The 20,786-nt window shown below is 58.7% G+C and carries 29 protein-coding genes and 1 pseudogene; 12 read left to right on the forward strand and 18 right to left on the reverse strand.

Annotation, left to right across the window (positions count from 1 at the left end; genetic code table 11):
• Positions 1 to 293: 293 nt before the first annotated feature.
• Positions 294 to 521 carry a hypothetical protein gene (locus tag JKG68_RS09710; RefSeq protein ID WP_202058725.1) on the forward strand — a complete coding sequence of 76 codons (228 nt, stop codon included), beginning with the start codon at positions 294 to 296 and terminating at the stop codon, positions 519 to 521.
• Positions 522 to 860: 339 nt separating this feature from the next.
• On the opposite strand, the gene JKG68_RS33340 is transcribed toward JKG68_RS09710, so the two are convergent.
• Both JKG68_RS33340 and JKG68_RS33345 read right to left on the reverse strand, forming a co-directional pair.
• Positions 861 to 1,634, reverse strand: a complete 774-nt coding sequence (locus JKG68_RS33340) for a S1C family serine protease (protein ID WP_312890770.1) — start codon at positions 1,632 to 1,634, stop codon at positions 861 to 863.
• Positions 1,635 to 1,706: 72 nt separating this feature from the next.
• A pseudogene (locus tag JKG68_RS33345) lies at positions 1,707 to 2,069 on the reverse strand (NYN domain-containing protein); the annotation flags it as partial.
• Between the two features lie 186 nt (positions 2,070 to 2,255).
• Between JKG68_RS33345 and JKG68_RS09720 the strand changes: the two are divergent.
• Positions 2,256 to 2,540 carry a hypothetical protein gene (locus JKG68_RS09720; protein ID WP_202058729.1) on the forward strand — a complete coding sequence of 95 codons (285 nt, stop codon included), beginning with the start codon at positions 2,256 to 2,258 and terminating at the stop codon, positions 2,538 to 2,540.
• A 103-nt stretch (positions 2,541 to 2,643) separates the two neighbouring features.
• Complete coding sequence (hfq, locus tag JKG68_RS09725) at positions 2,644 to 2,886, forward strand: RNA chaperone Hfq (RefSeq protein ID WP_202058731.1); 243 nt, start codon at positions 2,644 to 2,646, stop codon at positions 2,884 to 2,886.
• Between the two features lie 203 nt (positions 2,887 to 3,089).
• Here the strand turns inward: hfq and JKG68_RS09730 are convergent, their stop codons facing one another.
• The 6 genes from JKG68_RS09730 to JKG68_RS34680 all read right to left on the reverse strand — a co-directional run bounded on the left by JKG68_RS09730 (position 3,090) and on the right by JKG68_RS34680 (position 7,494).
• A complete protein-coding gene (locus JKG68_RS09730) occupies positions 3,090 to 3,413 on the reverse strand; it encodes an integration host factor subunit beta (RefSeq protein WP_202058733.1) in 324 nt (107 codons plus the stop codon).
• Positions 3,414 to 3,668: 255 nt separating this feature from the next.
• Positions 3,669 to 5,450: an adenylate/guanylate cyclase domain-containing protein gene (locus JKG68_RS09735; RefSeq protein WP_202058735.1), complete on the reverse strand. Its 1,782-nt coding sequence runs from the start codon at positions 5,448 to 5,450 to the stop codon at positions 3,669 to 3,671.
• Between the two features lie 124 nt (positions 5,451 to 5,574).
• Complete coding sequence (locus JKG68_RS09740) at positions 5,575 to 5,949, reverse strand: YybH family protein (protein WP_246515275.1); 375 nt, start codon at positions 5,947 to 5,949, stop codon at positions 5,575 to 5,577.
• A 223-nt stretch (positions 5,950 to 6,172) separates the two neighbouring features.
• Entirely contained in the window at positions 6,173 to 6,538 is a 366-nt protein-coding gene (locus JKG68_RS09745) for a GYD domain-containing protein (protein WP_202058739.1), read from the reverse strand.
• Between the two features lie 183 nt (positions 6,539 to 6,721).
• A complete protein-coding gene (locus JKG68_RS09750; RefSeq protein WP_202058741.1) occupies positions 6,722 to 7,276 on the reverse strand; it encodes a sigma-70 family RNA polymerase sigma factor in 555 nt (184 codons plus the stop codon).
• Complete coding sequence (locus JKG68_RS34680) at positions 7,273 to 7,494, reverse strand: NepR family anti-sigma factor (protein WP_376773127.1); 222 nt, start codon at positions 7,492 to 7,494, stop codon at positions 7,273 to 7,275. The genes JKG68_RS09750 and JKG68_RS34680 overlap by 4 nt, the downstream gene beginning before the upstream one ends.
• A 616-nt stretch (positions 7,495 to 8,110) precedes the next feature.
• Between JKG68_RS34680 and JKG68_RS09760 the strand changes: the two genes are divergently transcribed.
• Entirely contained in the window at positions 8,111 to 8,248 is a 138-nt protein-coding gene (locus JKG68_RS09760) for a hypothetical protein (protein WP_202058745.1), read from the forward strand.
• 303 nt (positions 8,249 to 8,551) lie between these two features.
• Positions 8,552 to 8,899, forward strand: a complete 348-nt coding sequence (locus tag JKG68_RS09765) for a hypothetical protein (RefSeq protein ID WP_202058747.1) — start codon at positions 8,552 to 8,554, stop codon at positions 8,897 to 8,899.
• Positions 8,900 to 8,910: 11 nt separating this feature from the next.
• On the opposite strand, the gene JKG68_RS09770 is transcribed toward JKG68_RS09765, so the two are convergent.
• The 3 genes from JKG68_RS09770 to JKG68_RS09780 form a co-directional block, all read right to left on the reverse strand.
• Complete coding sequence (locus tag JKG68_RS09770; protein WP_202058749.1) at positions 8,911 to 9,756, reverse strand: DUF1194 domain-containing protein; 846 nt, start codon at positions 9,754 to 9,756, stop codon at positions 8,911 to 8,913.
• Between the two features lie 54 nt (positions 9,757 to 9,810).
• Positions 9,811 to 10,251 carry a c-type cytochrome gene (locus JKG68_RS09775; RefSeq protein WP_202058752.1) on the reverse strand — a complete coding sequence of 147 codons (441 nt, stop codon included), beginning with the start codon at positions 10,249 to 10,251 and terminating at the stop codon, positions 9,811 to 9,813.
• A gap of 112 nt (positions 10,252 to 10,363) precedes the next feature.
• Positions 10,364 to 10,567, reverse strand: a complete 204-nt coding sequence (locus tag JKG68_RS09780) for a hypothetical protein (RefSeq protein ID WP_202058754.1) — start codon at positions 10,565 to 10,567, stop codon at positions 10,364 to 10,366.
• A gap of 368 nt (positions 10,568 to 10,935) precedes the next feature.
• Here JKG68_RS09780 and JKG68_RS09785 point away from each other — a divergent pair, with 368 nt between their 5' ends.
• Both JKG68_RS09785 and JKG68_RS09790 read left to right on the forward strand, forming a co-directional pair.
• Complete coding sequence (locus JKG68_RS09785) at positions 10,936 to 11,259, forward strand: hypothetical protein (RefSeq protein WP_202058756.1); 324 nt, start codon at positions 10,936 to 10,938, stop codon at positions 11,257 to 11,259.
• Between the two features lie 138 nt (positions 11,260 to 11,397).
• Positions 11,398 to 11,601: a hypothetical protein gene (locus JKG68_RS09790; protein ID WP_202058758.1), complete on the forward strand. Its 204-nt coding sequence runs from the start codon at positions 11,398 to 11,400 to the stop codon at positions 11,599 to 11,601.
• A gap of 353 nt (positions 11,602 to 11,954) precedes the next feature.
• On the opposite strand, the gene JKG68_RS09795 is transcribed toward JKG68_RS09790, so the two are convergent.
• Both JKG68_RS09795 and JKG68_RS09800 read right to left on the reverse strand, forming a co-directional pair.
• Positions 11,955 to 12,167 carry a hypothetical protein gene (locus tag JKG68_RS09795; RefSeq protein ID WP_202058760.1) on the reverse strand — a complete coding sequence of 71 codons (213 nt, stop codon included), beginning with the start codon at positions 12,165 to 12,167 and terminating at the stop codon, positions 11,955 to 11,957.
• A gap of 388 nt (positions 12,168 to 12,555) precedes the next feature.
• Positions 12,556 to 14,073, reverse strand: coding sequence for a sensor domain-containing diguanylate cyclase (locus tag JKG68_RS09800; protein ID WP_202058762.1), 1,518 nt, complete (start codon positions 14,071 to 14,073; stop codon positions 12,556 to 12,558).
• A gap of 304 nt (positions 14,074 to 14,377) precedes the next feature.
• On the opposite strand from JKG68_RS09800, the gene JKG68_RS09805 reads away from it, so the two are divergent.
• Complete coding sequence (locus tag JKG68_RS09805; RefSeq protein ID WP_202058764.1) at positions 14,378 to 14,566, forward strand: hypothetical protein; 189 nt, start codon at positions 14,378 to 14,380, stop codon at positions 14,564 to 14,566.
• 37 nt (positions 14,567 to 14,603) lie between these two features.
• Here the strand turns inward: JKG68_RS09805 and JKG68_RS09810 are convergent, their stop codons facing one another.
• Positions 14,604 to 15,059 (reverse strand): DUF3293 domain-containing protein, encoded by a 456-nt coding sequence (locus tag JKG68_RS09810; protein WP_202058766.1) that lies wholly within the window; start codon positions 15,057 to 15,059, stop codon positions 14,604 to 14,606.
• Positions 15,060 to 15,210: 151 nt separating this feature from the next.
• Between JKG68_RS09810 and JKG68_RS09815 the strand changes: the two genes are divergently transcribed.
• On the forward strand, positions 15,211 to 15,696 hold the full coding sequence (locus JKG68_RS09815) for a transglycosylase SLT domain-containing protein (protein ID WP_376773130.1): 486 nt from the start codon (positions 15,211 to 15,213) through the stop codon (positions 15,694 to 15,696).
• Positions 15,697 to 15,778: 82 nt separating this feature from the next.
• Here the strand turns inward: JKG68_RS09815 and JKG68_RS09820 are convergent, their stop codons facing one another.
• Together JKG68_RS09820 and JKG68_RS09825 are read right to left on the reverse strand one after the other, a co-directional pair.
• Entirely contained in the window at positions 15,779 to 16,159 is a 381-nt protein-coding gene (locus JKG68_RS09820) for a rhodanese-like domain-containing protein (RefSeq protein ID WP_202058770.1), read from the reverse strand.
• Between the two features lie 217 nt (positions 16,160 to 16,376).
• Positions 16,377 to 16,526 carry a hypothetical protein gene (locus JKG68_RS09825; RefSeq protein ID WP_202058772.1) on the reverse strand — a complete coding sequence of 50 codons (150 nt, stop codon included), beginning with the start codon at positions 16,524 to 16,526 and terminating at the stop codon, positions 16,377 to 16,379.
• Between JKG68_RS09825 and JKG68_RS09830 the strand changes: the two genes are divergently transcribed.
• Both JKG68_RS09830 and JKG68_RS09835 read left to right on the forward strand, forming a co-directional pair.
• Positions 16,525 to 16,782, forward strand: a complete 258-nt coding sequence (locus JKG68_RS09830; protein ID WP_202058774.1) for a hypothetical protein — start codon at positions 16,525 to 16,527, stop codon at positions 16,780 to 16,782. The two genes, JKG68_RS09825 and JKG68_RS09830, sit on opposite strands and share 2 nt — an antisense overlap.
• A gap of 95 nt (positions 16,783 to 16,877) precedes the next feature.
• Positions 16,878 to 17,510 (forward strand): 3'-5' exonuclease, encoded by a 633-nt coding sequence (locus JKG68_RS09835; protein WP_202058776.1) that lies wholly within the window; start codon positions 16,878 to 16,880, stop codon positions 17,508 to 17,510.
• A 36-nt stretch (positions 17,511 to 17,546) separates the two neighbouring features.
• Here JKG68_RS09835 and JKG68_RS09840 read toward each other — a convergent pair whose 3' ends face one another.
• Positions 17,547 to 18,188, reverse strand: a complete 642-nt coding sequence (locus tag JKG68_RS09840; protein WP_202058778.1) for a hypothetical protein — start codon at positions 18,186 to 18,188, stop codon at positions 17,547 to 17,549.
• A 259-nt stretch (positions 18,189 to 18,447) separates the two neighbouring features.
• Here JKG68_RS09840 and JKG68_RS09845 point away from each other — a divergent pair, with 259 nt between their 5' ends.
• On the forward strand, positions 18,448 to 19,182 hold the full coding sequence (locus JKG68_RS09845) for a TerC family protein (RefSeq protein ID WP_202058780.1): 735 nt from the start codon (positions 18,448 to 18,450) through the stop codon (positions 19,180 to 19,182).
• A gap of 118 nt (positions 19,183 to 19,300) precedes the next feature.
• On the opposite strand, the gene JKG68_RS09850 is transcribed toward JKG68_RS09845, so the two are convergent.
• Complete coding sequence (locus tag JKG68_RS09850) at positions 19,301 to 20,497, reverse strand: polysaccharide lyase family 7 protein (RefSeq protein WP_202058782.1); 1,197 nt, start codon at positions 20,495 to 20,497, stop codon at positions 19,301 to 19,303.
• Between the last annotated feature and the right edge of the window lie 289 nt (positions 20,498 to 20,786).

A 20,786-nucleotide genomic window follows, 5' to 3' on the forward strand; every position in this document is an offset into this window, starting at 1 on the left:
AAAGAGATTCGGGCGATCATCAATATCATCTGGAAAATTGACTTCTCCCACGAAGTTGATCTGCTGAAAATCGATAATAGCAATCTTGCGCACGACCCGAGGCAAGGCAGAAAGTTCAGCATCATCTTAGAGCATCATGAGAGGCGACAACCCTATGTAGAGCTTCTCAACGAACGCTGGCGAACGCAGTGTCGCCAATCTCTTGCAGCTTAGGCTAACGCCGAGAACGCCTCCTGCTTTTTGCTGAAATGCGCTACAGTGGACGCACAACGTCGATCCGACAGGAGCCTCCCATGAAGAAAGCGCGTAAGCTCTACGAAAGCCCAAGCGGCGACCGCTGGTACCTGATCGGCGACCCTTCAGGGGCTGTGTTCATCCACCACGAAGCCAATGTAGCGTCTGGAGGGCACGTGGAGCATGAGGACATCGCGGCCTTCCTGAGTCGCGGCACCGGTCCAGAACAGCAGGAACTGTTGCGCTTGATCGAAACCCTTGTCGAGGAACACCCCGCCCATACGTGATCCCTGGTGGGGCAGATCAATTTAGACAGCCGACGAAAGGAAGGTCGGCGCACCAGTTGATCCGGCTCAGTTCTCGTTGTCTTCCGGCATTGACTCGATGTTCCCGATGCCCCACACGCGGTGGCCAGCTTGCCGTTCCAGAGCCTCAACCTGTCGCAGAAGCTGGATTGAGAGTGTAGCCTCTCGCCGGAAGCCCTCATCGCCAGGGTCGCTCCCCAAGCGCATTTGCATGTCACGGGCTCTTGCTTCGAGAGCACGTCGGAGAACACCCAACCGCTCCTTGCTCAGTTCGAGCACCATCATAGCACCTCATGCTTGCCGCTCCTGGTAGGCTGAGCTTTACTTACAGAGGATCATCACACTCAGAGCTTTCGCATGGTCGGCCAGATCGGCTGGAGCAAGGGCATTCGAAGTGGCGTTCGTCTCGTAAGAAATGCCCCGGCTCTCAAGGAAGCTCGCGACCACCGAAGACTTGATCGCGAAGTTCACGTTCTGGGGCATATCACCCGTGGCCTGGACGACCCTCATGGCATTGAGCTTCGAGATAATAGTCCCGACAAGATTCCCGCTGGCGTCAAGAAGTGGACCTCCGCTGTTTCCAGCTTGGACCGGCGCAGATATCTGAAGGTGGCGCGTGTCGTCGCGCATTCCGGCGAGTGCCGTGATATTGCCAAGGGTGAAGTTTCCGGAACTTGCGAGCACCTGGGACAGAGGGTACCCGAACACAGCGATGGGATCGCCAAGCCGCGCTCCGATCCGGATGTTGGCGACCTTCGTTAGCTTGAGGTCAGTCTTGAGAACCGCAAGGTCGTTTGTCTCATCGCTCCCAATCAGCCGACCTTCGGCAGCAGGTTGGTCGCCTGAGAAGACGGCAATGGTTGAGCAACTCTTCACGACATGATGGTTGGTCACGATGTGACCGGAGTTCGTGACGAAGTAACCGGTTCCAGAGGAAAGTTTGTCTTCTTCCTCTGCCTTGGGTGCAGGGGCGATGGGAGTTGGTGCTGGGCGAGTGGAAGGTGGTACGGCAGCAACCTCCTGGCTGTAGCTGGGTGGGGCCACCCATGGTCCGCCCGTCGCCTCGGCATAGAGGGAGGACGAGATGAGGGTCACGAGCCGCTCCCCATAGACCGGCCCGTTGTCATTATTCCGGCTAAAGGAAAAGCCGAGCGCACCATTGCCATCGAAGACATCAACACCCTGTTCTCGGATGCGAAGGGCGAGACGCGTAAAGTCGCTGTCGGACGAGACAAGACAGAAGCCAGTGAATTGGCCAGAGTACAGAAGGTCCATGGCGTCGATTACGAGGGCAATGTCGGACCCGTTTTTGCCGGTGGTATAAGAGAACTGCTGCTGTGGGATGACTGCATGTTTTGCCAGGATATCCGCCCATGGTTTCAAGCGGGAACCTGAGAAGTCACCATAGATTCGGCGGACACTGGCCTCTCCGAGCTTGCCAATCTTCCCGAAGAGACCATTAGCGATCCGTGGAGAAGCGTTGTCAGCATCGATTAGAACGGCAAGACGGGCCGAGCGGGGTTCGGGCATTGATGGGTTACTCGGCGGGTTCCGCAGGGGAAGTTACCCAACCATAACAGAGGAGACTGTCCAGGACGAAGTTCCTTGGGCACGTTAGGGAGCCGTAACTTTGCCTCCATACACAGGAAACCTGCCTTGTTTCTGCCGTACATAGTCATAGCATAAAAGGGTAAGCTTAGAGGCCGATACTACCCCATGAAGAAACTCGCCCTTGTCGTTGACGAACGGGAGTTGAGTACCATCCGTGCCGCGCTTTTCCTCCTCCAGGAGCAGCTTGATGCTCTCCCGGAGGACCTTGCCGAGATGATCGCCGAGCACGGGCCACCAATAACGGATATCGAAATCGAGCGGCTCAGCCTTCGTCTGGAGGAGCAGACAGGCGGAATACGAGGCTCTGCGGATCAAGAGGTCCCTCAAGGCACAAGGATGGTTGAAGTTGAGCGGTTTACCCCAGTCGCAATCGTCCAAGGTCGTGTCTGAGCATTCTACAGGACGTGCCGGTTCGCCTGATTGACAATCATGCCGGTGCTGCTGAGCACTGAAAAAAGCGGCCCGCCAAGGATGCTGGCAGAAGGGGTACAGCGTGTCCGCACAATCTGCTGCAACGATTCAGGATGCGTTTCTCAAGCATCTGCGCGACAACAAACTTGATGTGACTATGTTTCTCGTCAACGGGATCAAGCTGCAAGGCCAGATCAGACAGTTCGATAACTTCACCATCCTCCTCGTGCGAGGGAGTGGCACCCAGGTCGTTTACAAACATGCGATCTCATCGATTCACCCGGCAGAGCCCATCGAACGGACCGATCCAGCTTCGGTCGGCTAAACCAGCCATTCCGGGACATTCGAAATGCGGTTAAGGTTCCTGTAAGGGAGCATTCGTTCCCGCAGGAAGCACCTTCTGCCTTCTATTGAAGTTCGGTACACTGAGCGGGCTCATATCGGATCGACATGAGCCCACATGAAGAAAGCCGAAATCCCTAACCGTTTGATCACGTCCAGTAACATCGTCCTTCTCGCCCTTAATGGTCACGAGAGCACAGCAGCGGATCGCCTGTTCGCCCGACCCGGTGACGTAGGATTAAGTCGGCGGCGCATTTCCTTGCCCGTTTTGAAGGCGGGTACAGATTTCTCGACCACCGCAACGGGATCACCGGTCTTTGGGTTGCGGCCCGTGCGAGCACCACGCTTCTTCACCGTGAACGTGCCAAAGCCACGAAGCTCAACCCGATCCTCTTGTGCGAGCGCATCGCCGATGGTGCCGAGAATCGCGTTCACGACCTTCTCTATGTCACGCGAATACAGATGCGGGTTCTGCTCAGCGAGCTTCTGGACCAGTTCGGACTTGATCATGGTTGGCGTAGGTCTTTGTTCTGACGTTGTTTCTCAGAACGCTGCCAGAGCGTTAGGGCACCGTCAAGTCAATGAACGCGACCATGGAATCCCGCTGTCAACATGAACCTCAACTCACCCCTTTTATAACGAGTGAACTTCCACCATGCTCGGCGGAGAGTTCGGAAACCTGCTGACAGATACTCAGGCCAGCCGTCCTCGCGCGCGGTAGGCTGCTGGCGCGAATTTTGCGCCATTTCGGTACGCCTTGATTGATCAACTCTCAGGGACACCGGCCTTGATCAAACCCTCCGCGATGATTGGGCCATACGCAAATTTCCGCAGCATGTTTCGGACCAAGCTTACCGTGAGCGGCGGTGCAGCAAAAGAGTTCCGGTGTGCCAAAAGCGCCTCTGTCTGGTCTAACAATCCAAGATGACCGTGGCAGCTAATCAACGGAGCGAAATGGGTCGGGACGTTCGGAAAGGCGACAATGCCTCTGCGAAGGTAGGGAAGCGCATCCTTAAAACGGCCACTGACCAGGAGCGTAAAGCCGTGGAAGAATTCATAGAAGCTTAGGAAGGTGTCCGCAGGGCTGAGGCGAAGAGCCATCTGCGTCCCCAAGACGGCATCATCGAACCGTCCAGCCCGAGCCAGTGCCCATCCATAGATCGTGTGGGCCAACGCAAAACTCGGGTTGACCCGCAGGGCAGCTTCAAGGTCCGGCAGGGCGCGTTCGTGCTGACCATCGGCGCTGACACACAGGCCCAACATCATGCGAGCCCACGGTTCGCTTGCGTCAAGAGCCAGCGCCTGTTCCGCATAGCGTTGGGCCTCGGCAGCACTTTGATCCCAGTCCGGAAGCCAGTAGTTGTACCCTGCCCACCACAAAGCCCAGCTTAAGATTGCAGGAGCCTTCGCATAGGTAGGCTCTATCGTAATGGCTCGTTCGAGAAGAGATTGCGCCTCCTCATTCTCCTTGCGTCCGAGCTTGCTGATCAACGTAATCGAGCGGACAACGAGACCCCATGTGCTGATGTGGTCAGGAGATTGGCTTGCTACACGAGCACCTTCCTCGGCATACAAGTGCGGCTCGATAGCAGCAACGACGCTTGATGTGATCTCGTCTTGAACCGCAAACACATCGTCAAGCTGTCTGTCGTAGCGTTCAGCCCAGATGTGTCTGCCACTTGCCGCCTCGACCAACTGGCTGGTGATGCGCATGCGGCGGCCTGACACCCTGACACCACCTTCGAGCACATAGCGAACGCCGAGGTCCTGACCAACCTGACGAACATCCACTGCCCTGGACTGGTAAGCCAACGTAGAGTTGCGAGCAATGACGAACAGCCACTTCAAGCGCGAGAGACCGGTGATGATGTCTTCGGTCATGCCATCCGCGAAGAACGCCTGTTCAGGGTCAGGGCTCATGTTCATGAAAGGCAGCACAGCAATGGACGGCTTGTCAGGAAGGGAAAGGACCTTTGCTGGCCTTGCTGCTTGTGCTGAGGTCAAGGGGGCTGAAGGTGAAGCCGCAACACGGTAGACGCGCACTCGTTCGTCTATGCTCTTGATCTCCTGCGGTCCGAGATCATCAAAGCCGAGGGTTGGTAGGCGGCGAACATACATGTGGGTGGCATCAGAGATGTAAACAGTTCCTGGTTCAGCGAGACTCTCCAACCGGGCGGCAACATTCACCCCGTCTCCGAGCAGATCGCCACCTTGAACCATGACATCACCGACATGAATGCCAATCCGAAATTCCAGACGGTGCCCCTCCGGGATGTCGTGGTTAGCTTGCGAAAGGGCGTGTTGTATCTCTACGGCACACTGGACCGCATCTACGGCACTGGGGAACTCGGCCAAGACACTATCCCCGGCTGTGTTGGCAATCCGCCCGCCATGCTCGGCGATTAGCTGGTCCATAATCTGCCGGTGGGCGGTCAGGCTGCGGAGTGTCCCGACCTCGTCTTGGCCCATCAGGCGCACATAACCTGCCACATCCGCCGCGAAGATCGCCGCAAGCCGCCGCTCGACCCTGTGCTCCTGGCGATCCATGGGACCCTCGGTGCAATTTCAGGACAGATTGTGCCGCTGGGCGGACGCGGTGTCCAGCCTGAAGCGCAATGCGCGATGCTTCAAAAGCTAAGTTTCACTGGGAACGGCAGAACGGGGGTCTGTGCTACTTGTTGGTATTCCAGATATCGGTTGCGAGCTTCCAATCACTTCCGACCTTTTCCCAGACCACTACATATTTGCCAGTGATGTCCTGTGGCTGCGATGCTTTTGTCTGGAACGAGAAGGTACCAATCTCAAGGGCTCTGTCGCTCCCAAGCGGCTTTACTTCAACTGTTGTGAGCTTACCATTGCCAAGCTGCTCCGCAGCACCCTTCCAGAATGCCTGAACGGCGCTGGTGCCCCTCATCATCTCGCCTCCAGGCGGCAGGATGACGGCATCATCCGTGTAGAGAGCCGCGACGGCTGCTACGTCACCTGCATTGAAGGCTTGAGCAAACTTGTCATTCAGGCTCTGAATGGTGGCCTTGTCTTGCGCCAAGGCAGGGACCGTTCCGCACAGGCAGATAGCAGTAAGCAAACAGAGGCTTCGCATGATCTTCCTCCTTCCAATGAGCGGGCAAGATCAGCATAACACCGCTCCGACTAACGACTACCCGACCGTCATTACCCCTTCATGTGAGTTCAAACACCTCTGAGAACAGATCAGGGCAGTCCGTCTGGTGCGAGTAATGGAGCTACCCTGATCAATGGCTCTGCTTTGACTAATTGCCCCTCAGCCGTTCTGATGGGGCGGGTTGACCCGCTGACTTGAAGCTGCGAGCCGCCTCACCACCCTTCTGGAACAGCGCCATCGTCTCTGGGCCGCTCAGCGCACGGGCTACCTTGATATCCTGTACGCCGCCACCTCCCGTGGCCACGAGACCGGCTGCGACCACAACTTCCTCGTCAGGAGCTTCCGCAAACAGCAGCCAATCGAAGTCACAGCCGGGTGTCATATGCCACGAGATCAACCGCCCACCCATTGCCTCGAACAGTTTCGAGACTGGCCCGGTGCGATCTTCGGGGGTCTGCAACATGCCTTGCATGGCCTCACGGGTGAACCGTCCATAACCGATGAAGGTTGGCATCTTTCCCTCCCTGCTCGCCGCTTCAGACGAGCAGCAGGAGTTTACCATCTTCTGATCTGAGCCTCGAACGACCTCGCATACCTATTGAGGATGAGGTGCTCCCATTCAGCACCATATGGTCCAAAATTTTATCAACTACTACGATCCGCGACGAAGATGATGAGGTGCTGGGCCGGGAGGCTGTTACCGGGTGTAGGTCTCGTTGAAGATCGTGGCTTTCACAACCCGATCTGCTCCTATGTCGTCCGGGCTTTCGATGCCGAGCAGTTCAGCCAGTCGGGTCCGGGCACGGTTGACCCGGCTCTTGATGGTTCCAATCCGTGCTCCGCAGATTGCAGCAGCCTCCTCGTATGAGAACCCCTGTGGCCCCACGAGCAGAAGAGCCTCCCGTTGAACGACGGGCAGTTGGGCTAAAGCAGCCTTGAGGTCTTCCACATCAACGCGTCCATCTTGCTCGGGAGGGACGGCAAGGCGGGCTGCGATACCGCCATCGGGGTCTTCCACTTCCCGTCGTCTCTTCCGATAAAATGTGTGAAACTGGTTGCGCAGGATGGTGAAAAGCCAAGCTTGGATGTTTGTGCCGGGTTGGAACTGATTGATGTAAGTCAGCCCACGTACCATCGCCTCCTGCACCAAGTCGTCAGCCTGATCGATGTTGCCGGTGAGGGAGATGGCAAAAGCCCTCATCGAGGGAATAGACTGGAGAAGGCCGTCGTGAAGGTCTGGGGGCAGTGTCATGGCTTCCCCTTGGAATGAGGCTGATCTAACTGCCACACGAGCTTGAGGAGGCGGTCAGGAAGAGGCTCATCTGCAAGCCGTCCGTACATCGCACGAAGCTCCTCACCGAGCTTGTCTCGGACAGCCGAGATGGTACGCGGGTCTGTATGCAGGAGGCCCGCTCGGGAGGTGGAATGGCGCTTGTCGGTCTTGCTCATGCGTGGGAACTCCCGAGCCATGCTCCAGTCCCAGAGGCTAAGCGATCATCGTCGCTGGTCGTCAACAATAGGGTGCCCGACTAAACGAGTTCTTAAAGCACGAACTTTCATCAGACGATCAGCCGCGTGTGAACTGTAGTTTAAGGGGCCGACACAGCGGAACATTGCGACTGAGCAAGCAACCAGAAGTCTACTCAAAGGTAGTAGAAGTGTGTTGTCAGAGTCGAAGCCTGATACGCGGTTCGTACAATTGCCACAAAGTTCCCGCTGCATTGCATATACGAGACCCTGAACGAGGGCGAGGTCATAGGGGTATTCAGCGGCCATTCGTGCCGTCAGCGAGAGTGTCTCAATGCAACAAGCCTTGCTTCCCACTGACGCGCAGACAGTCATGTTTCGTCTCCCCACCGACACTCCTGCGAACGAGCCAGTGGATGCGTATGACCTTCAGCAGCTTGGGGAACGGCTCCGGGTAGCCTACGGACCGGTCGAGGCTCCACTTCCGGCTCGGCTGGCAGAGCTTGTGGAACGGCTCGTCCGACACGAGAATTCCAAGAATAGCGTCCGGGTCTGATTGGTTACTCGGGAAACGTACCCACCCATTGTTGTTTGATCGTTGATGCAAGGAATACGGGCCATGGCTGGTAAATCGCGTGTGAGGCCATCGTTCAAGAAGCACACCCGCCGCCACAAGGAGGTGATTGCCCCAGCCAAGACGCTCGAAGGGCAGAAGAAGCTCACCAAAAAGCGCCGCTATACCAACCGCCACGGTTAGCCGAATACGATGCCTTTTAAGCTTTTGAGAGCGTAATTGCATCGCTCAATTTGGTTGGCTCGCCGCTGCATCTCTACTGTGTTCTGGCAGGGCTCATCGACCTCTTGCTTGCAGAATGGACAGATCATAGACCGCCTCCGTCAGTGCCTGAGTCTCTCGAGCCAACCACAGCGTGGGGTCCGGGTTCCTTCACCCGCTTTTCAGAATTCTGATGGTTAATGGCTGGGATCGAGCGCCTCGTTGCTTGCGAAGCGTGGGCTTGGCTGTCAGACTCCTGTGGTTTGCTCACCAGAGGATTGCACCATGACGTTACCAGCCATAGAGACAGTGAACCCGCGCCTCCATGGCATCTCAGAGTGGGTGAAGGGTCTCTCAGGCCGCATCAAGGTCTGGACCCAGGCGCAATCAACCCGCCGTTCACAACGGGCACTCACGTCAGAGGAGGACGCCAACCCGCTCTACCTCCTTGCCGCCATCACCCTTGGCATCCCCGCCTTGCTCCTGATCCCACTGGTCGGGATGAACCCAGGCGTTCAGGACGGGGCGTTCACGACACTTATGACCTTCTTGGTCGTTTCAGCCTTTGTCACTGCGGTGGTGTTCGAGATCAAGAGGCTTGCTGATCAACCCTCCGACGAGAGCCAGCACTGAAGCATAAGCTCCTACAGGTCGTGCCCAGAGCCGATCCCTGGTGCATGAGGGTCTGGCGCGAAATCGTCCCAGACGCTCTCACTGGTGTCGCACTCGGTCAGCGGTCGCCCTCCGACAGAGTGGGCCAGAGAACCCGGTCCAGCCGCATCTGCAATCTCGCGGACGATCTTGGCCCTGGTTTCCATCAGGAACTGTTTGCGCTCGCGCACCGGGATCATGAACGCGTTTGAGCCTCCAATCACACAATCACGGTAATACGCGTCCAGGGTCGCATTTTCTCCCCGCTCAGGCTCCTTGAGCATGATCGGGAGGCCGTTGATGGTCACACCCCGCGCAATGGCCTTGTCGCGCGCCTCCGTGACCAAACCTCCCTGGTTGTTCGAGCCATCACCTGAGATGTCGATCACCCGCCGCCTTGCGCGGAAGTCACCGGACGAGAGGAGAGCCATGCTGAAGTCAATGGCTTTTGAGATGGACGTACCCGGTACACGGTGACTGGGAGCACGGGCCAACCCGTTAGCAAAGGCGATAGCGTCCTTAGGGCTTTCCAAGATGGTCCAGGGTATGATGACACTCTGGTAGCCTGGAGTATGAGCCCCGGCCCATTCCACATAGGTGACCGCGATCCGCCCGAGCATGCCAGTATAAATCGCATGATGAACCAGGGGCGAGCGGAACGCCTCCACATAGCCCTGTCTTTGCAGGTTCTGCTCGTCAGGGTCCATGGAGGTCGAGACATCAACCGCCAGAACAAGGGCCAGATCAACGTCGGTCGGCGCGCGATGCCACGCAGGGGCAACGGTCAGGAGCCCGGTCACAAGAACGGAGAGTAGCCACGGAACCTTGGGATACCACATTGCGACCCCTCCCAGAGAAGGGTTCTGTTCGCCTCAAGCCCCTGGTCTTTTTTATCAGCTATCCTTCCTGCGGTAGGTCTCGTGACAGCCGCCGCAGTTCTGTCCCACCCGTTGGACCACAGCTTGCAGACTGGCCTGATCCGTGATCCCGGTCTGAGCCGCCCTGGCATCCTGTTGGAGCTTGGCCGCACGAGCATCGAAGTCGGCTTTGCGCTCCCAGATCACCGGAAGAGCGGCGGTCTTGCCCTGCTGCGATCCTGCCGGGAACAGCGCAGGGGTTTGCTGGGCGTTCTGCTCGATCCGTTGGAGAGCCGCTTGGGCGGTTGCTGCGTTGAACGGCACCTGTCCTCGCGACATCCCGGTCAACAAACGCAACTGCTCCTGATTGTTCTTCATCAGGTTCTGGCGCTGGGTGATCGGGTCACCCTGCTGAGCCAGCACCGCGAGCCCGCTGATCAAAAACACACCCGCTGCGGCAATGGCTGTCTTGCGCATGATGAGCATCCTTTCGTCCGACCCCGAGGATGACGCTCAGTTTCGACCGGAGCTATAGGCAAATCAGGGGTAGGATGAGGTTATCGCTGACCGGGCAGGTTGGTTGGCCTCCTTATGGCACCGCATCAGCCGAAGCTGCTTTGATGTCCTGCGGCTTCACCACGCGCTCCGCTCCGGTGATGTTTTTGATGAGGTAAGCCGAGGTGCCCTCATGGGCGACGGTGAGAACCCCAGTGATGCAGTAGGTCCGACTCTCGCCCTGAGCATGAGGTGCCTGAAGGCGAACAAGCTGGCCAATATGGAACGTGGATTGCATGGCACCCTCCTCAAAGCTGGAGCGGGATCAACGCAGCATCCTAACCCAGAAGCCCAATAGCCTCTGTCCGCCCCATAAGCCAAAGCAGCAAAATACTTTCCCAAAGTATAATCTACTGCCGTGGTGTGGATCAACAGGCCCAGGACCTCCTGAACCACCCACATCGTCTATTTCCAGTAGCATCTTCAAAGCAAAGCTTAGATAATTTACAGGGACGCCCCACGGAAGCTCGACCTTTTCTGAGCGTGTGTTGGAAACCCGACTGACGTAGTGCTCCGAATCGAGCTTAGGTCCAGATCATGTGCTGGCGCAGACGTGCGAGTCTCTCTGTAAGAAGGGAGCACATGAGGCCGGTAGGGGAAAATGCCATGACAATGATCCACGCCTTGGCAGTAGCAGACCCGATCCTGCGGGAGTGTGCATACAACCTCTTCCGCAACAAGCAACGACCGAAGCTCTTCTGTGCAGTGCCTGAAGACCGTCCGGTTCCCGGATTTATCGATGTTGATGCATGGGCCTTCGAGCGGGTTCTCCGTAGCCAAGATGTTGCGCCATCTGGCTTTCAGGACAGAGCAGCCCGTGCTGGTGTGCGCTACAACGGCTTCTATCTCTTTCAGGCCACCACCCGAGAAGGCTCTGCTGAACCATCTGCTCCCCGGCTCAGGGCAGAGGCACCGGAGCTTTGCAGTTGAGCAAGTGACCAGAAGCTAACGATGGGGTGGTAAGAGGGTGCTGTCTTGGCGAAAGCCAGTCATCTTGTTCGTGGATTGGTCACAAGTCGCCCAAGCTCACTACCCCACATCCCGGTCAAAACAATCTGGAGGTCATTTATGCAACAGAGGACGCGCCGCTGGATCATGCCCGAGGCCGACATTATTTCGTTGTTAAGGTTGATCCACGGGAGGGTAAGCTCGCCAAAGATCGAGGTCCGACATCGCGACACCCTGATCCGACTTCGAGACATGCTGGAAGATGATCTCAACCGCCATCGGGATAATGGGTTGCCCAAAGAGCAGCAGACGAACAGCGCCTGATGAAACCGGCAACCCACCCACCAGAATGGGGAGCGCGACCTAACCCAGAGTGCGAGGGTGCCGGATCAGCAGATACCGGTCGAGCCGTCGCCTGGGATCGAGGACACGGAAGGTCACCCAACCTGATCCGACTCTTTTGTAGCACTCCCTTTGCTCCCGATACGCTCTTCGGTTCTTTGATTAAATTGCCATGAGGCCACAGTATTCCTTAGCCATAGGATGCAGGGGATGGCAGTACCCCAGGCAGTTAACTTCCACAGCCGTCCGCGAGGGGTTGCATGGACCGGTGCTGCGGTCCTTGTGGGGTCTGTTTTCCTGGCACTCGCGCTTCTGGCCAGTATCTGACTGAGCCATCAGCCGAGGCTTTCGGCCCCAACCTGCTGCCTCTGACACGTGGCACCGCGCTGCTCCCGGTCAATGCGCGACAGGGCGTCCTCGATGTTGCTGGGCAGGGGTTGCCTGATCACATCGGCATAGAGGGAACGCATGTCATGCGCTATTCGGCGCAACAGTTCTGCGTCGGGGACACTCGGATGCCGCTTGCCAATGCCGACCTCGCTCTCCATCGCCGCCTCCCAACCTGCCGCCGCTCCCGATTGGACGCAGCGATTCGGCTGAGAAAGAGGCAGTTAGGCGCTCATTAACCATAATATCTTTGCCTGTGAATTGTGGGCACAACTCGTTGCCTGCACGTTATCGGTGCTTGCTGGCATGGGACTGCAACTGATGCCTTCATCAGTCCGATCTGAAAGGAATCAAGGGATTCTCGTCATGGGGGAAAGGCTGTATCGGACCTCCGCTACCATCCCAGTCCTGTGAGGCCTGAGGACTTCATCAATCATCGCAGATCGATCGCAAGGCGCCTGAGGCTTCGTATGAGAGGCCCAGGAGAGGCGCTCTTCTTTCGGACCGCTCGCCCTTATCCGTGACGTGTTTGGCTCGTCTCCGGCTTCATCAGGCTGCTGCATGCGGCAGGATGGGGCCGTGCGAGTGTGCGGCGGCATCGTTGGGGCCGCGAACGCAGTTGCGGCCTGCCGCCTTGGCTTGGTAGAGGGCCTTGTCCGCAACCTCCTGCAGGATGGCTCTTTCGCTGCTGCGGGACGGTGTGGCCGAAGCGATCCCGATGCTGACCGTCACGCGCCGATGAGGGCTCCCGTCATGCACGATGCCCATCGCCAGGATCGCCTGCCGGATGTTCTCCGCGATGATCTGAGCGCCATTGGGATCGGTCTCGGGAAGGACGACGACGAATTCTTCTCCGCCGTATCGGGCTGCGATGTCACGCGGGCGGCGAATGTTGGCATCCAACGTGGCGGCTATCTGGCGGAGCACCTCGTCGCCCCTGCCATGACCGTACTGATCATTGAACTTCTTGAAGAAATCCGCGTCGATGTACAGCAGGGAGAGCGGCGAGCCCGAGCGGATCGCGTGACGCCATTCGCGCTCGAACGTTTCACGAAACGCGCGACGGTTGGGCAGGCCCGTCAGATCATCGGTTCTGGCGATCCGTCTCAGCTTGGTCTCGGCTTTCGTGCGGCGGTTGAGCTCGCGCTGGAAAAGGATCGTCAGGCCGACGACGGCAAAGCAGAGGATAACCGTCATGAGGCTCAGGACGAGGGCTTTTCGCTGCCAGCCGGCGAAGATTTCGTCCACCGAGAGCGCAACGGTGAGAACCAGGGGGTATCTGTCCAGCTTCTCGAAGGAGATGAGGCGGCGGACCCCGTCGATGGGCGACACCGACTCGAAGGTGCCCGATTTTGCCCCCAGCAGGCGTTGAACATGGGGAGAGCCCGCAAAGTCCTGATTGACCTGGCTTTCGTCGAAAGGGTGTCGCGTCAGCAGGATGCCGTCGGTCCGAAACAGGTTGATCGCCCCCTGCTGGCCAAGGCTTAGATCCCTGAACAGCTGGTTCAGGTTGGGCAGGGAGATCGACCCCATCGTGATGCCTGCGAAGTGCCCCGCCGGATCGGAAAGCCTCCGGCTGATGCCGATGCTCAGCTCGCCGCCTCCGGTCGTGCTTTTGAAGGGGCGGCTCACGTGCAGTCCGAGGTGATGGTTCTCCCTGTGAGCCTTGAAGTACTCCTGATCGGCAACATTGAGAGAGCGCTGGGCAATGATCGGGCCCGCATCGGCGACGAGGTTGCCGGTTCTGTCGACAACCAGCAGCGACCCCATGAAGGAGGCCGAGACGGAGCGATCGAAAAGCATCCTGTACTGGAGATCGGGCGGGAGCTGCCTGAAGGCGAGATGATCGAGACCCTCGATGGCGCCCTTCAGGGAAAGGTCCAAAAGATCGAAATCCCTGTCGAGGCTGCGCCCGATGGCGGTCAGGATGTTCCGGGAAGACTTTTCCGCCGACTGCCACGTGTCCTGGTGGTCCACCCACAGGGTATGGGCCGAAACCCCCAGGATGCCCAGGGCGATGATGCCTGCTATCAGGTTTAGATGGACTGCTGAGAACAGACGTTTCATTCGGCCGCGCAACGCTCGGTGGCAAGCTTGTTTCTATAGACGACGCAAGCAGAGCAAGACAATACGTAGAGAAACTTAGGCTGCCGAGCGGTCATGGTTCTGTGGAGAGCAGATCTCTCGCGCAGTTTTCCTGCTCTCTTGATGATAACATTACGTAATGTATGTTAATCCACCCCTGGTGGAATTTCAGGCCTGTTTTGCCGTTCATCATTCGTTCTATATTGTCGGGCATCAATGCAGAAGACGGTTTCCGGCGTGGAGGGCGATGATGGTTGGCCAGTCTCATTCTCATAGGATCTGGAGGATGATGAACGCTTTGATCGATGCGCGACCGGAATGGGCCGACAAGGACACCTTCGAGGCCGATCGGGAGAAGATTCTCCGGTATGGCGCATCCATAGGCCTCACCTCCGACGAGCTTTTGAGGATTACCGATCCGGACATGATTCTGGGGCTATGGACTGCGGCGGAGGCCGTGCATGCGCAGGACTAGTTCCAGGGCCCGCGCCGGGGACGGATGGCTCCGAGGTTCAGGCGCGCGCTGCCTCTGGTTGGGTGAGCCGCACGATTTGCAGGGTGTTGCCCTCAACCCAGATAATGGCGTTCAGGCCGTAGCGGAGACCGACGGATTTGGCTTCTTCCAGCCCAATCCCCAGAACCAGAAAACTAGGCTCGTCCGGCCAATCCGCCCCGGCGCCGATCCCCTCGAACAGGAGGCCTAGGGGCTCCAGTTCCTGCCGAAGCCTCTCCTGAGCCCTCCGGTTGACGCTCTCAGGCATGATGTTGCTGCCTGGATTATGGGCTGTGATGAAGGCTGCGGATCGAGCCTCGTGGCGCAGCAGCAGCCCTTCCAAAGGAAGGCATGGGCGCCCGAGATCGAACGTGAGGGTGCCGGCGTCATGCCTCACCCAGTAAGACGCATTATGATAATCTGTAATGAGGCAGCACATCGCTTCAGGTCTTGCCAGCATGGAGGAAGCGGTCATCGGCTCATCGATAATGCATCTATGGCCCGATGCGCCGCAACCCATGAGAATGGACCCAAACGGGCCCCTCCGAGGGTCCTTAAGGCCAAGCTGACGCCCTCTTGCCACGATTGCTTGTGAGCATCCCCTCCAAACAAAGGGGATGCCAATGATTTCTCGTTTTGCTCTGGCCTGTGTTGCGGCTGCCTGTGCCGGGCCCGCCATCGCGTCCGACCGGGCCACCATCGATGCGCTTGTGGTGCAGCATGCCCGGGTTCACGGGGTTCCGGAGGCATTGGTGCACCGAGTGATCCGGCGGGAGAGCGGCTACAATCCACGGGCTTCCAGCCGAGGAAATCTGGGCCTGATGCAGATCCGCTACGCAACGGCGAGAGGCATGGGGTATGCGGGGCCGGCATCGGGCCTCCTCGATGCCAACACCAATCTGACGTATGCGGTCCCTTATCTGGCGAATGCCTACCGGGTGGCAGGCGGCAATCCCGACCGCGCCGTATCCCTGTATGCGGGGGGCTATTACTACGAAGCGAAGCGGAAAGGGCTGCTCCGGGCGCTTCGAACCGGGGTGAGCGATCCCGTGTCGACGGGGTCCGTATCTCCATCGCGCACTTCGGTCTTCACCTTGGCAAGCCCGCAATAGGCAGCGCCAGACAAGGCGGCTTGCCTGCATCATCGAGCGATCTCAGACAGGGCCCTCGAGACCGCTCGGTGACGGCTCGAGGTCAGGCAGGCTCCGTATCGATTCCGGCTTCCGCCAAATCCTTGAAGCCTCCGATGTTGAAGACCGCCGTGTAGCCCATGTCCTGAAGGGTCTTGCCCGCCAGGGCGGAGCGGCCGCCCGATGCACAATGCAGAAGGATGACCTTGTCCTTCTGAAAGGCCGGATTGTGGTACTGGCTCTCAGGGTCGGCCCGGAACTCCAGCATGCCGCGCGAGACGTTCACCGCACCCTTGAGCCTGCCCGTCTGCTGAACCTCCGTCGGGTCGCGCACGTCCACGACGAGCACATCGCCGGATCTCATCTTCTCGACGGCCTCATCCGGGGAAAGCCTGGGTACGGCGGCGTTCGCTTCCGCCAGCAGTTCCTTGACGTTCTTGGCCATGGTTCTCTCCAGGTGGAGCAGTGTCTCTGCAGGACCGGAAGAGGCTCCGCCCGTCGTGCGATCCTGTCAAGACGCAAGGCATGAAGCCGGATCGGCAATCGGGTCCAGGCTCCTCCTCCGGGGCTGCTCGCGGGCCCTCGGATGCCGCTGGGCACCATCCTGATTGCAGGCAGCCGCGCCGGTGTCCTGCTGCGGAGCCTTACCGATGGCTCGAGCGTTAACGGCCGGGCTGAAGATCGTACATGAAGCCCGTGATGTCGCCGTTCTCGTTGCGCCGTGACCACAGGGATGCTCGGATCAGACCTGTGCAACGCGGCCCGAGGATCGCCGCATCGGAAACGTACACCGCATGGAGAGCACGAGACATGGCGCGTGAAGTCACCGACGCAGAAGGCGTCGTTTGGTCCTGCATCCAGGCTTTCGCCGGCCTCGGCAACGATCCCGAGAAGACAGAGGCCGCGCGGGTGGAGGGCTCCTCCGATCGTGTTCATGTGGTTTGCACGCCAAGCGGCGGCGCAAAGTCGGTCCGGCTCGAACTCCCCGGAGACTGGGAGAAGAGCATGTCCGACGATGTCCTGCTCGAGGCCGTTCACGCGCGGCTCTCGGAGGAGACGCCTTCATAGTCCACGCTTCGGCACGTCTGTTCGCCCACAGGCTGCGAGGGATGGAACGAGTTCTCAAGAGGCCCCTGAACGCTCACCTGTGGAGCCGATCCTCGATGACCGATCTGCCGCATATCGCTTTTCTTGATTTCGAAGCTTCTTCCCTGGGAAAGCATGGCTACCCCATCGAGGTCGCCTGGGTTTTCGCAACCGGCGAGGAGGAGAGCCATCTCATCAGGCCTGCTGCGTCATGGAACGATTGGGACGCCAAAGCCGAAGCCGTGCACGGCATTTCCCGCAAGCAACTGGTCGCGGAGGGGACGCCGCTTGAGGAAGTCGCTCAACGGATGGTCCTGGTTCTGACAGGGGCCGCACTCTACGCAACGGCTCCGTCCTGGGATGGCAAGTGGCTGAGCAAGCTGCTGCGTACGGCGGGCCTGCCCCGCCATGCGCTGCGCCTTGAGGACACCGACGCAGCCCACCGGCGGGCTATGCGCGAAGCACTGCAGGCCGGTAATGTTTCGGCTAAGCTCCAAAGGGATCTCATGCGGGACATCCTTGCGCAGGCTCAGCGCAGGGACGATGAGCTCGGTCCTGCCGTGCATCGTGCCCTGGCAGATGCTCAGCGCGAGCAGCGTCTTTGGCTGGATATCCGCCGCCACGCCGCGGACACCGCCATGCGCGTTGGAGATGGAGCGAAGGGGCTGCATCAAATGGATCGCGGCGCAATCGAGCAGCAGATCAAGTAAGCATCGTCGTGGAATCCAAGGAGCGGAGCCGATCCGTCAATATCCGTCCGGCAGCTCGGATGCGATGTCCTGATCAGGGCGGGTCAGAATATCGATGCGTCGACCGTCCGGGAGCTGAATGGTTCGCAGCCTCATGAGCTGGAGGTCTGATCCGCCTTCCTCCTGGATCCTGCCATTGCGCGTGATCCTGGCGCGCCGCTCGATCCTGCTGCGGGGCTCTGCCCGCGATGCTTCCCGCGATGCTTCCGTTGCAGGTTCGCGCCGCCGCGCGCTTTGCTCCTCCCTCCGGCTCCGTACGGGCGAACTGGCTTGGCGAGGCGGGCTGCTGCGAACTTTGCGCTCGGCAGCAGCTTTTTGCTTCGCCGGGTTCTCGGAGCCAGGCTTGCGCGCCGCCGCAGGGGAGGGGGGCGCTACATCCTTCTTCTCCTCGCCCGCCTCTGCAGAGGGGGCCGTCGAGGCCTGCTGGGGGGCGGCAGGAGCCGGATCGGGGGCAGCAGCCTGCGGAGGCGGCGGAGATGACGGCGGCGCAGCGGAGGGGGCGGGGGTCGGCGTTTGAGAGCCTGTCTCAGGCGGCGGGTCGACCCAGGCACGCTCTGCCTGTGCAAGGCTCGCAGAGGGGCTTGCAAGGATACTCAAGAGTGAGGCGGTCAACAGCCACCGTCCCGATCCTCCTGCCATGACATGCCTCCACAACATCCTGAAAGGGGAACGCTTCTCCCGCTGTTCCTGGTTCCATGGTTTCAGTGTCGCGGCAGGGAAGACGGAATAAGCCTTTGAAAGCACAGGCTTTGCCCAAGCGAATGGCTCAGGCTCGAAGCAGAGGAACCGTACTCCCATGCCGTGGCTTTCAGGTGCCTCTCCCCAGAGAATGCGGCACGCTCCTTGCAGAAGCTTCACCGTAAGCAAACATAAGGGGTGAATTTACAGGGGGAGCCTCATGGATCAGATCTACGCCTTGGCTGCGGATCCTACAGCTTGGGTCGCATTGGCGACCCTCGTCATCATGGAAGTTGTACTCGGCATCGACAACCTCATCTTCATTTCGATTCTGACCAACAAGCTGCCTGCTCATCAGCAGGCAAAGGCCCGCCGGATCGGCATTGGCCTTGCCCTCGTTCTTCGCCTCGGCCTGCTTGGAACGATTGCCATCATCGTGCAGCTGACCGAGCCGCTTTTTACGGCCTTCGGCCATGGTTTCTCCTGGAGGGACCTGATCCTGATCGCAGGCGGCCTCTTCCTGGTCTGGAAGGCTACCAAGGAGATCCATCACAACGTCGACCCCGACCCGGGACCTGATATGTTCGAGGGACAAAAGGCAGGGATGACCTTTGGGGCGGCAATCGTGCAGATCCTGCTCCTGGATCTGGTCTTCTCCATCGACAGCATCATCACGGCTGTCGGCATGACCGATCACGTGCCGATCATGGTGATCGCCGTCGTCGTTGCGGTGGCGGTCATGTTGCTGGCGGCCGATCCTCTCGCGCGGTTCATTCAGGCCAATCCGACGGTGGTCATGCTGGCCCTCGGCTTCCTCATGATGATCGGCATGACGCTGATCGCGGAAGGCTTCGGGGCCCATGTGCCCAAGGGCTACATCTATGCAGCGATGGCGTTCTCGGCGCTGATCGAAGCGTTGAACATGCTGTCAAGGCGCGCGCAGAGGAAGCGCTAGCCGGAGGATCCCAGGCACGGGCAATTATAGCGCCACGTGCCTTAGTCGTCGCTCGGGTGAAGGCGTCTGCGCCTTTCGCCCGAGCGGAGTTCTTTGGGCAAGGATGCCGTGAAGTGAGCTAGATGACGACGAAGTCTGCTGCCGTCATCTTCAGTTTCTCATCGATGGTGGCGAACTTGATTGCCTTGCCGTCGCCCGATCCATCGGCATCGTACAGCAGCGCGCCGGTCTTTCTGTTGTAGATGATCCGGTCGTCGCCATCCAAAGCTCTGTCGCCGATGACGAAGCTGCTTGACGCAAGCTTGCCGTGATCAAGCGTGTCGAACGCCAGATCGTTGAGCCGGATCGTGTCGTTCCTGACGCTGAAATCCAGAATCAGATCGACGTTCTTCGCGCTGGGTTTGAGGTCGAAGGTGAAAGCGTCCCTGCCGGACCCGCCGACAAGAATGTCCTTGCCGCCCTTGCCCCATAACGTGTCGTTGCCGCTTTTGCCGTCGATCCTGTCGTTATGGCTTGAGCCCGTCAGCTTATTGCTGCTGTTGGTGCCGAGAACCGTCTTGACCGTTTTCGGCAGCGTGCTCTGCTCGGAAGCAGTGCCGGCGTGATCGAACTTAAGGGCATAAAACGAGGTCTGGCCATAGCCGGTGCCCTGCGTTTCATTCACGCCAAGATAAGTACCAGCCTTGAAGTAGAAGGCGTCGGTGTTCCAGAAACTGTTGATGGTGTCGGTGGCCGTATAGACCTCGCCATCGGCGTAAACGCTGACCTTCAGCCGATTGGCCGAAGCGGAAATGGTATAGGAAAATTTCTCGTTGAGTGAAATGTCCGGTGTCTTGCCGGCGCTGTTCTTCAGCCGAAAGGCGGTTTCCTGTCCGGTCGAACCTCCATGGTCGTTCACGAAGTAGACGGTACCGTTCTCCCAGTACAGCCGGGTCAGCTCCGCGTCCTGACCGTGGATCTGCCCAACCACGATGCGACCGTTGGAGCCATCGTGACGGATGGGAGCTTCGTCGATTTCCAGGGTTGCCGACATGGAGCCGCCCTGCTTGATGCTCCAAGCGGCACGGTCGGAGCCGTTCATCTCACGGAGTTCGGAGCGAGCGTATTTCGAGCCGCTTGTTGTTGCTCCATCAACGGCCGCCCTGAAAACCATGGCTCCATCGGAACTAGTGTAGAAATACTTTGAATCCTGATAGCCGCTGAGGCTTTTTATTTCAAAGGCCGTGCCGATGACGGTGCCGTTCTGATCCACCGGAAGGGTGATTTTCCAGTTGGACAAGTCAAAATTGCCGCTTGGATCGGCCGCAGGATTCAAAGCCATCGATGTAAGCCCCAAAAGTAGTCGAGCCTCAGTATGGAGGCTTCTTGATTGGTGTTGGCCGCTCTTGTTTTACTCGTAAGAGACAGACCAGAAAGTTATATGACGCTTTTATCTATTTGCTTAACAAGATATCGAATGTCTCATGGTGTTGAATCGAACACTTATGCATCGCCCCATGAGCGATTTGATCTGTGTTGGGAAAATAAGGCAACATCGTGTCAGCCGCCGATCGGCTCTCCATAAAAATGGAAAATAAGCCTGAATTTGCGGCGCGCTTCAGGGG

The organism is Microvirga aerilata, from assembly GCF_016743775.1.
GTDB lineage: Bacteria > Pseudomonadota > Alphaproteobacteria > Rhizobiales > Beijerinckiaceae > Microvirga > Microvirga aerilata.

Coding starts and splice junctions, on each gene's coding strand:
- JKG68_RS09710 (WP_202058725.1), top strand. CDS start 294: ATGAAGAAAGCGCGTAAGCTCTACGAAAGCCCAAGCGGCGACCGCTGG.
- JKG68_RS09720 (WP_202058729.1), top strand. CDS start 2,256: ATGAAGAAACTCGCCCTTGTCGTTGACGAACGGGAGTTGAGTACCATC.
- JKG68_RS09730 (WP_202058733.1), bottom strand. CDS start 3,413: ATGATCAAGTCCGAACTGGTCCAGAAGCTCGCTGAGCAGAACCCGCAT.
- JKG68_RS09735 (WP_202058735.1), bottom strand. CDS start 5,450: ATGGATCGCCAGGAGCACAGGGTCGAGCGGCGGCTTGCGGCGATCTTC.
- JKG68_RS09745 (WP_202058739.1), bottom strand. CDS start 6,538: ATGCCAACCTTCATCGGTTATGGACGGTTCACCCGTGAGGCCATGCAA.
- JKG68_RS09750 (WP_202058741.1), bottom strand. CDS start 7,276: ATGACACTGCCCCCAGACCTTCACGACGGCCTTCTCCAGTCTATTCCC.
- JKG68_RS34680 (WP_376773127.1), bottom strand. CDS start 7,494: ATGGCTCGGGAGTTCCCACGCATGAGCAAGACCGACAAGCGCCATTCC.
- JKG68_RS09760 (WP_202058745.1), top strand. CDS start 8,111: ATGGCTGGTAAATCGCGTGTGAGGCCATCGTTCAAGAAGCACACCCGC.
- JKG68_RS09765 (WP_202058747.1), top strand. CDS start 8,552: ATGACGTTACCAGCCATAGAGACAGTGAACCCGCGCCTCCATGGCATC.
- JKG68_RS09770 (WP_202058749.1), bottom strand. CDS start 9,756: ATGTGGTATCCCAAGGTTCCGTGGCTACTCTCCGTTCTTGTGACCGGG.
- JKG68_RS09775 (WP_202058752.1), bottom strand. CDS start 10,251: ATGCGCAAGACAGCCATTGCCGCAGCGGGTGTGTTTTTGATCAGCGGG.
- JKG68_RS09780 (WP_202058754.1), bottom strand. CDS start 10,567: ATGCAATCCACGTTCCATATTGGCCAGCTTGTTCGCCTTCAGGCACCT.
- JKG68_RS09785 (WP_202058756.1), top strand. CDS start 10,936: ATGACAATGATCCACGCCTTGGCAGTAGCAGACCCGATCCTGCGGGAG.
- JKG68_RS09790 (WP_202058758.1), top strand. CDS start 11,398: ATGCAACAGAGGACGCGCCGCTGGATCATGCCCGAGGCCGACATTATT.
- JKG68_RS09795 (WP_202058760.1), bottom strand. CDS start 12,167: ATGGAGAGCGAGGTCGGCATTGGCAAGCGGCATCCGAGTGTCCCCGAC.
- JKG68_RS09800 (WP_202058762.1), bottom strand. CDS start 14,073: ATGAAACGTCTGTTCTCAGCAGTCCATCTAAACCTGATAGCAGGCATC.
- JKG68_RS09805 (WP_202058764.1), top strand. CDS start 14,378: ATGATGAACGCTTTGATCGATGCGCGACCGGAATGGGCCGACAAGGAC.
- JKG68_RS09810 (WP_202058766.1), bottom strand. CDS start 15,059: ATGACCGCTTCCTCCATGCTGGCAAGACCTGAAGCGATGTGCTGCCTC.
- JKG68_RS09820 (WP_202058770.1), bottom strand. CDS start 16,159: ATGGCCAAGAACGTCAAGGAACTGCTGGCGGAAGCGAACGCCGCCGTA.
- JKG68_RS09830 (WP_202058774.1), top strand. CDS start 16,525: ATGGCGCGTGAAGTCACCGACGCAGAAGGCGTCGTTTGGTCCTGCATC.
- JKG68_RS09825 (WP_202058772.1), bottom strand. CDS start 16,526: ATGTCTCGTGCTCTCCATGCGGTGTACGTTTCCGATGCGGCGATCCTC.
- JKG68_RS09835 (WP_202058776.1), top strand. CDS start 16,878: ATGACCGATCTGCCGCATATCGCTTTTCTTGATTTCGAAGCTTCTTCC.
- JKG68_RS09840 (WP_202058778.1), bottom strand. CDS start 18,188: ATGGCAGGAGGATCGGGACGGTGGCTGTTGACCGCCTCACTCTTGAGT.
- JKG68_RS09845 (WP_202058780.1), top strand. CDS start 18,448: ATGGATCAGATCTACGCCTTGGCTGCGGATCCTACAGCTTGGGTCGCA.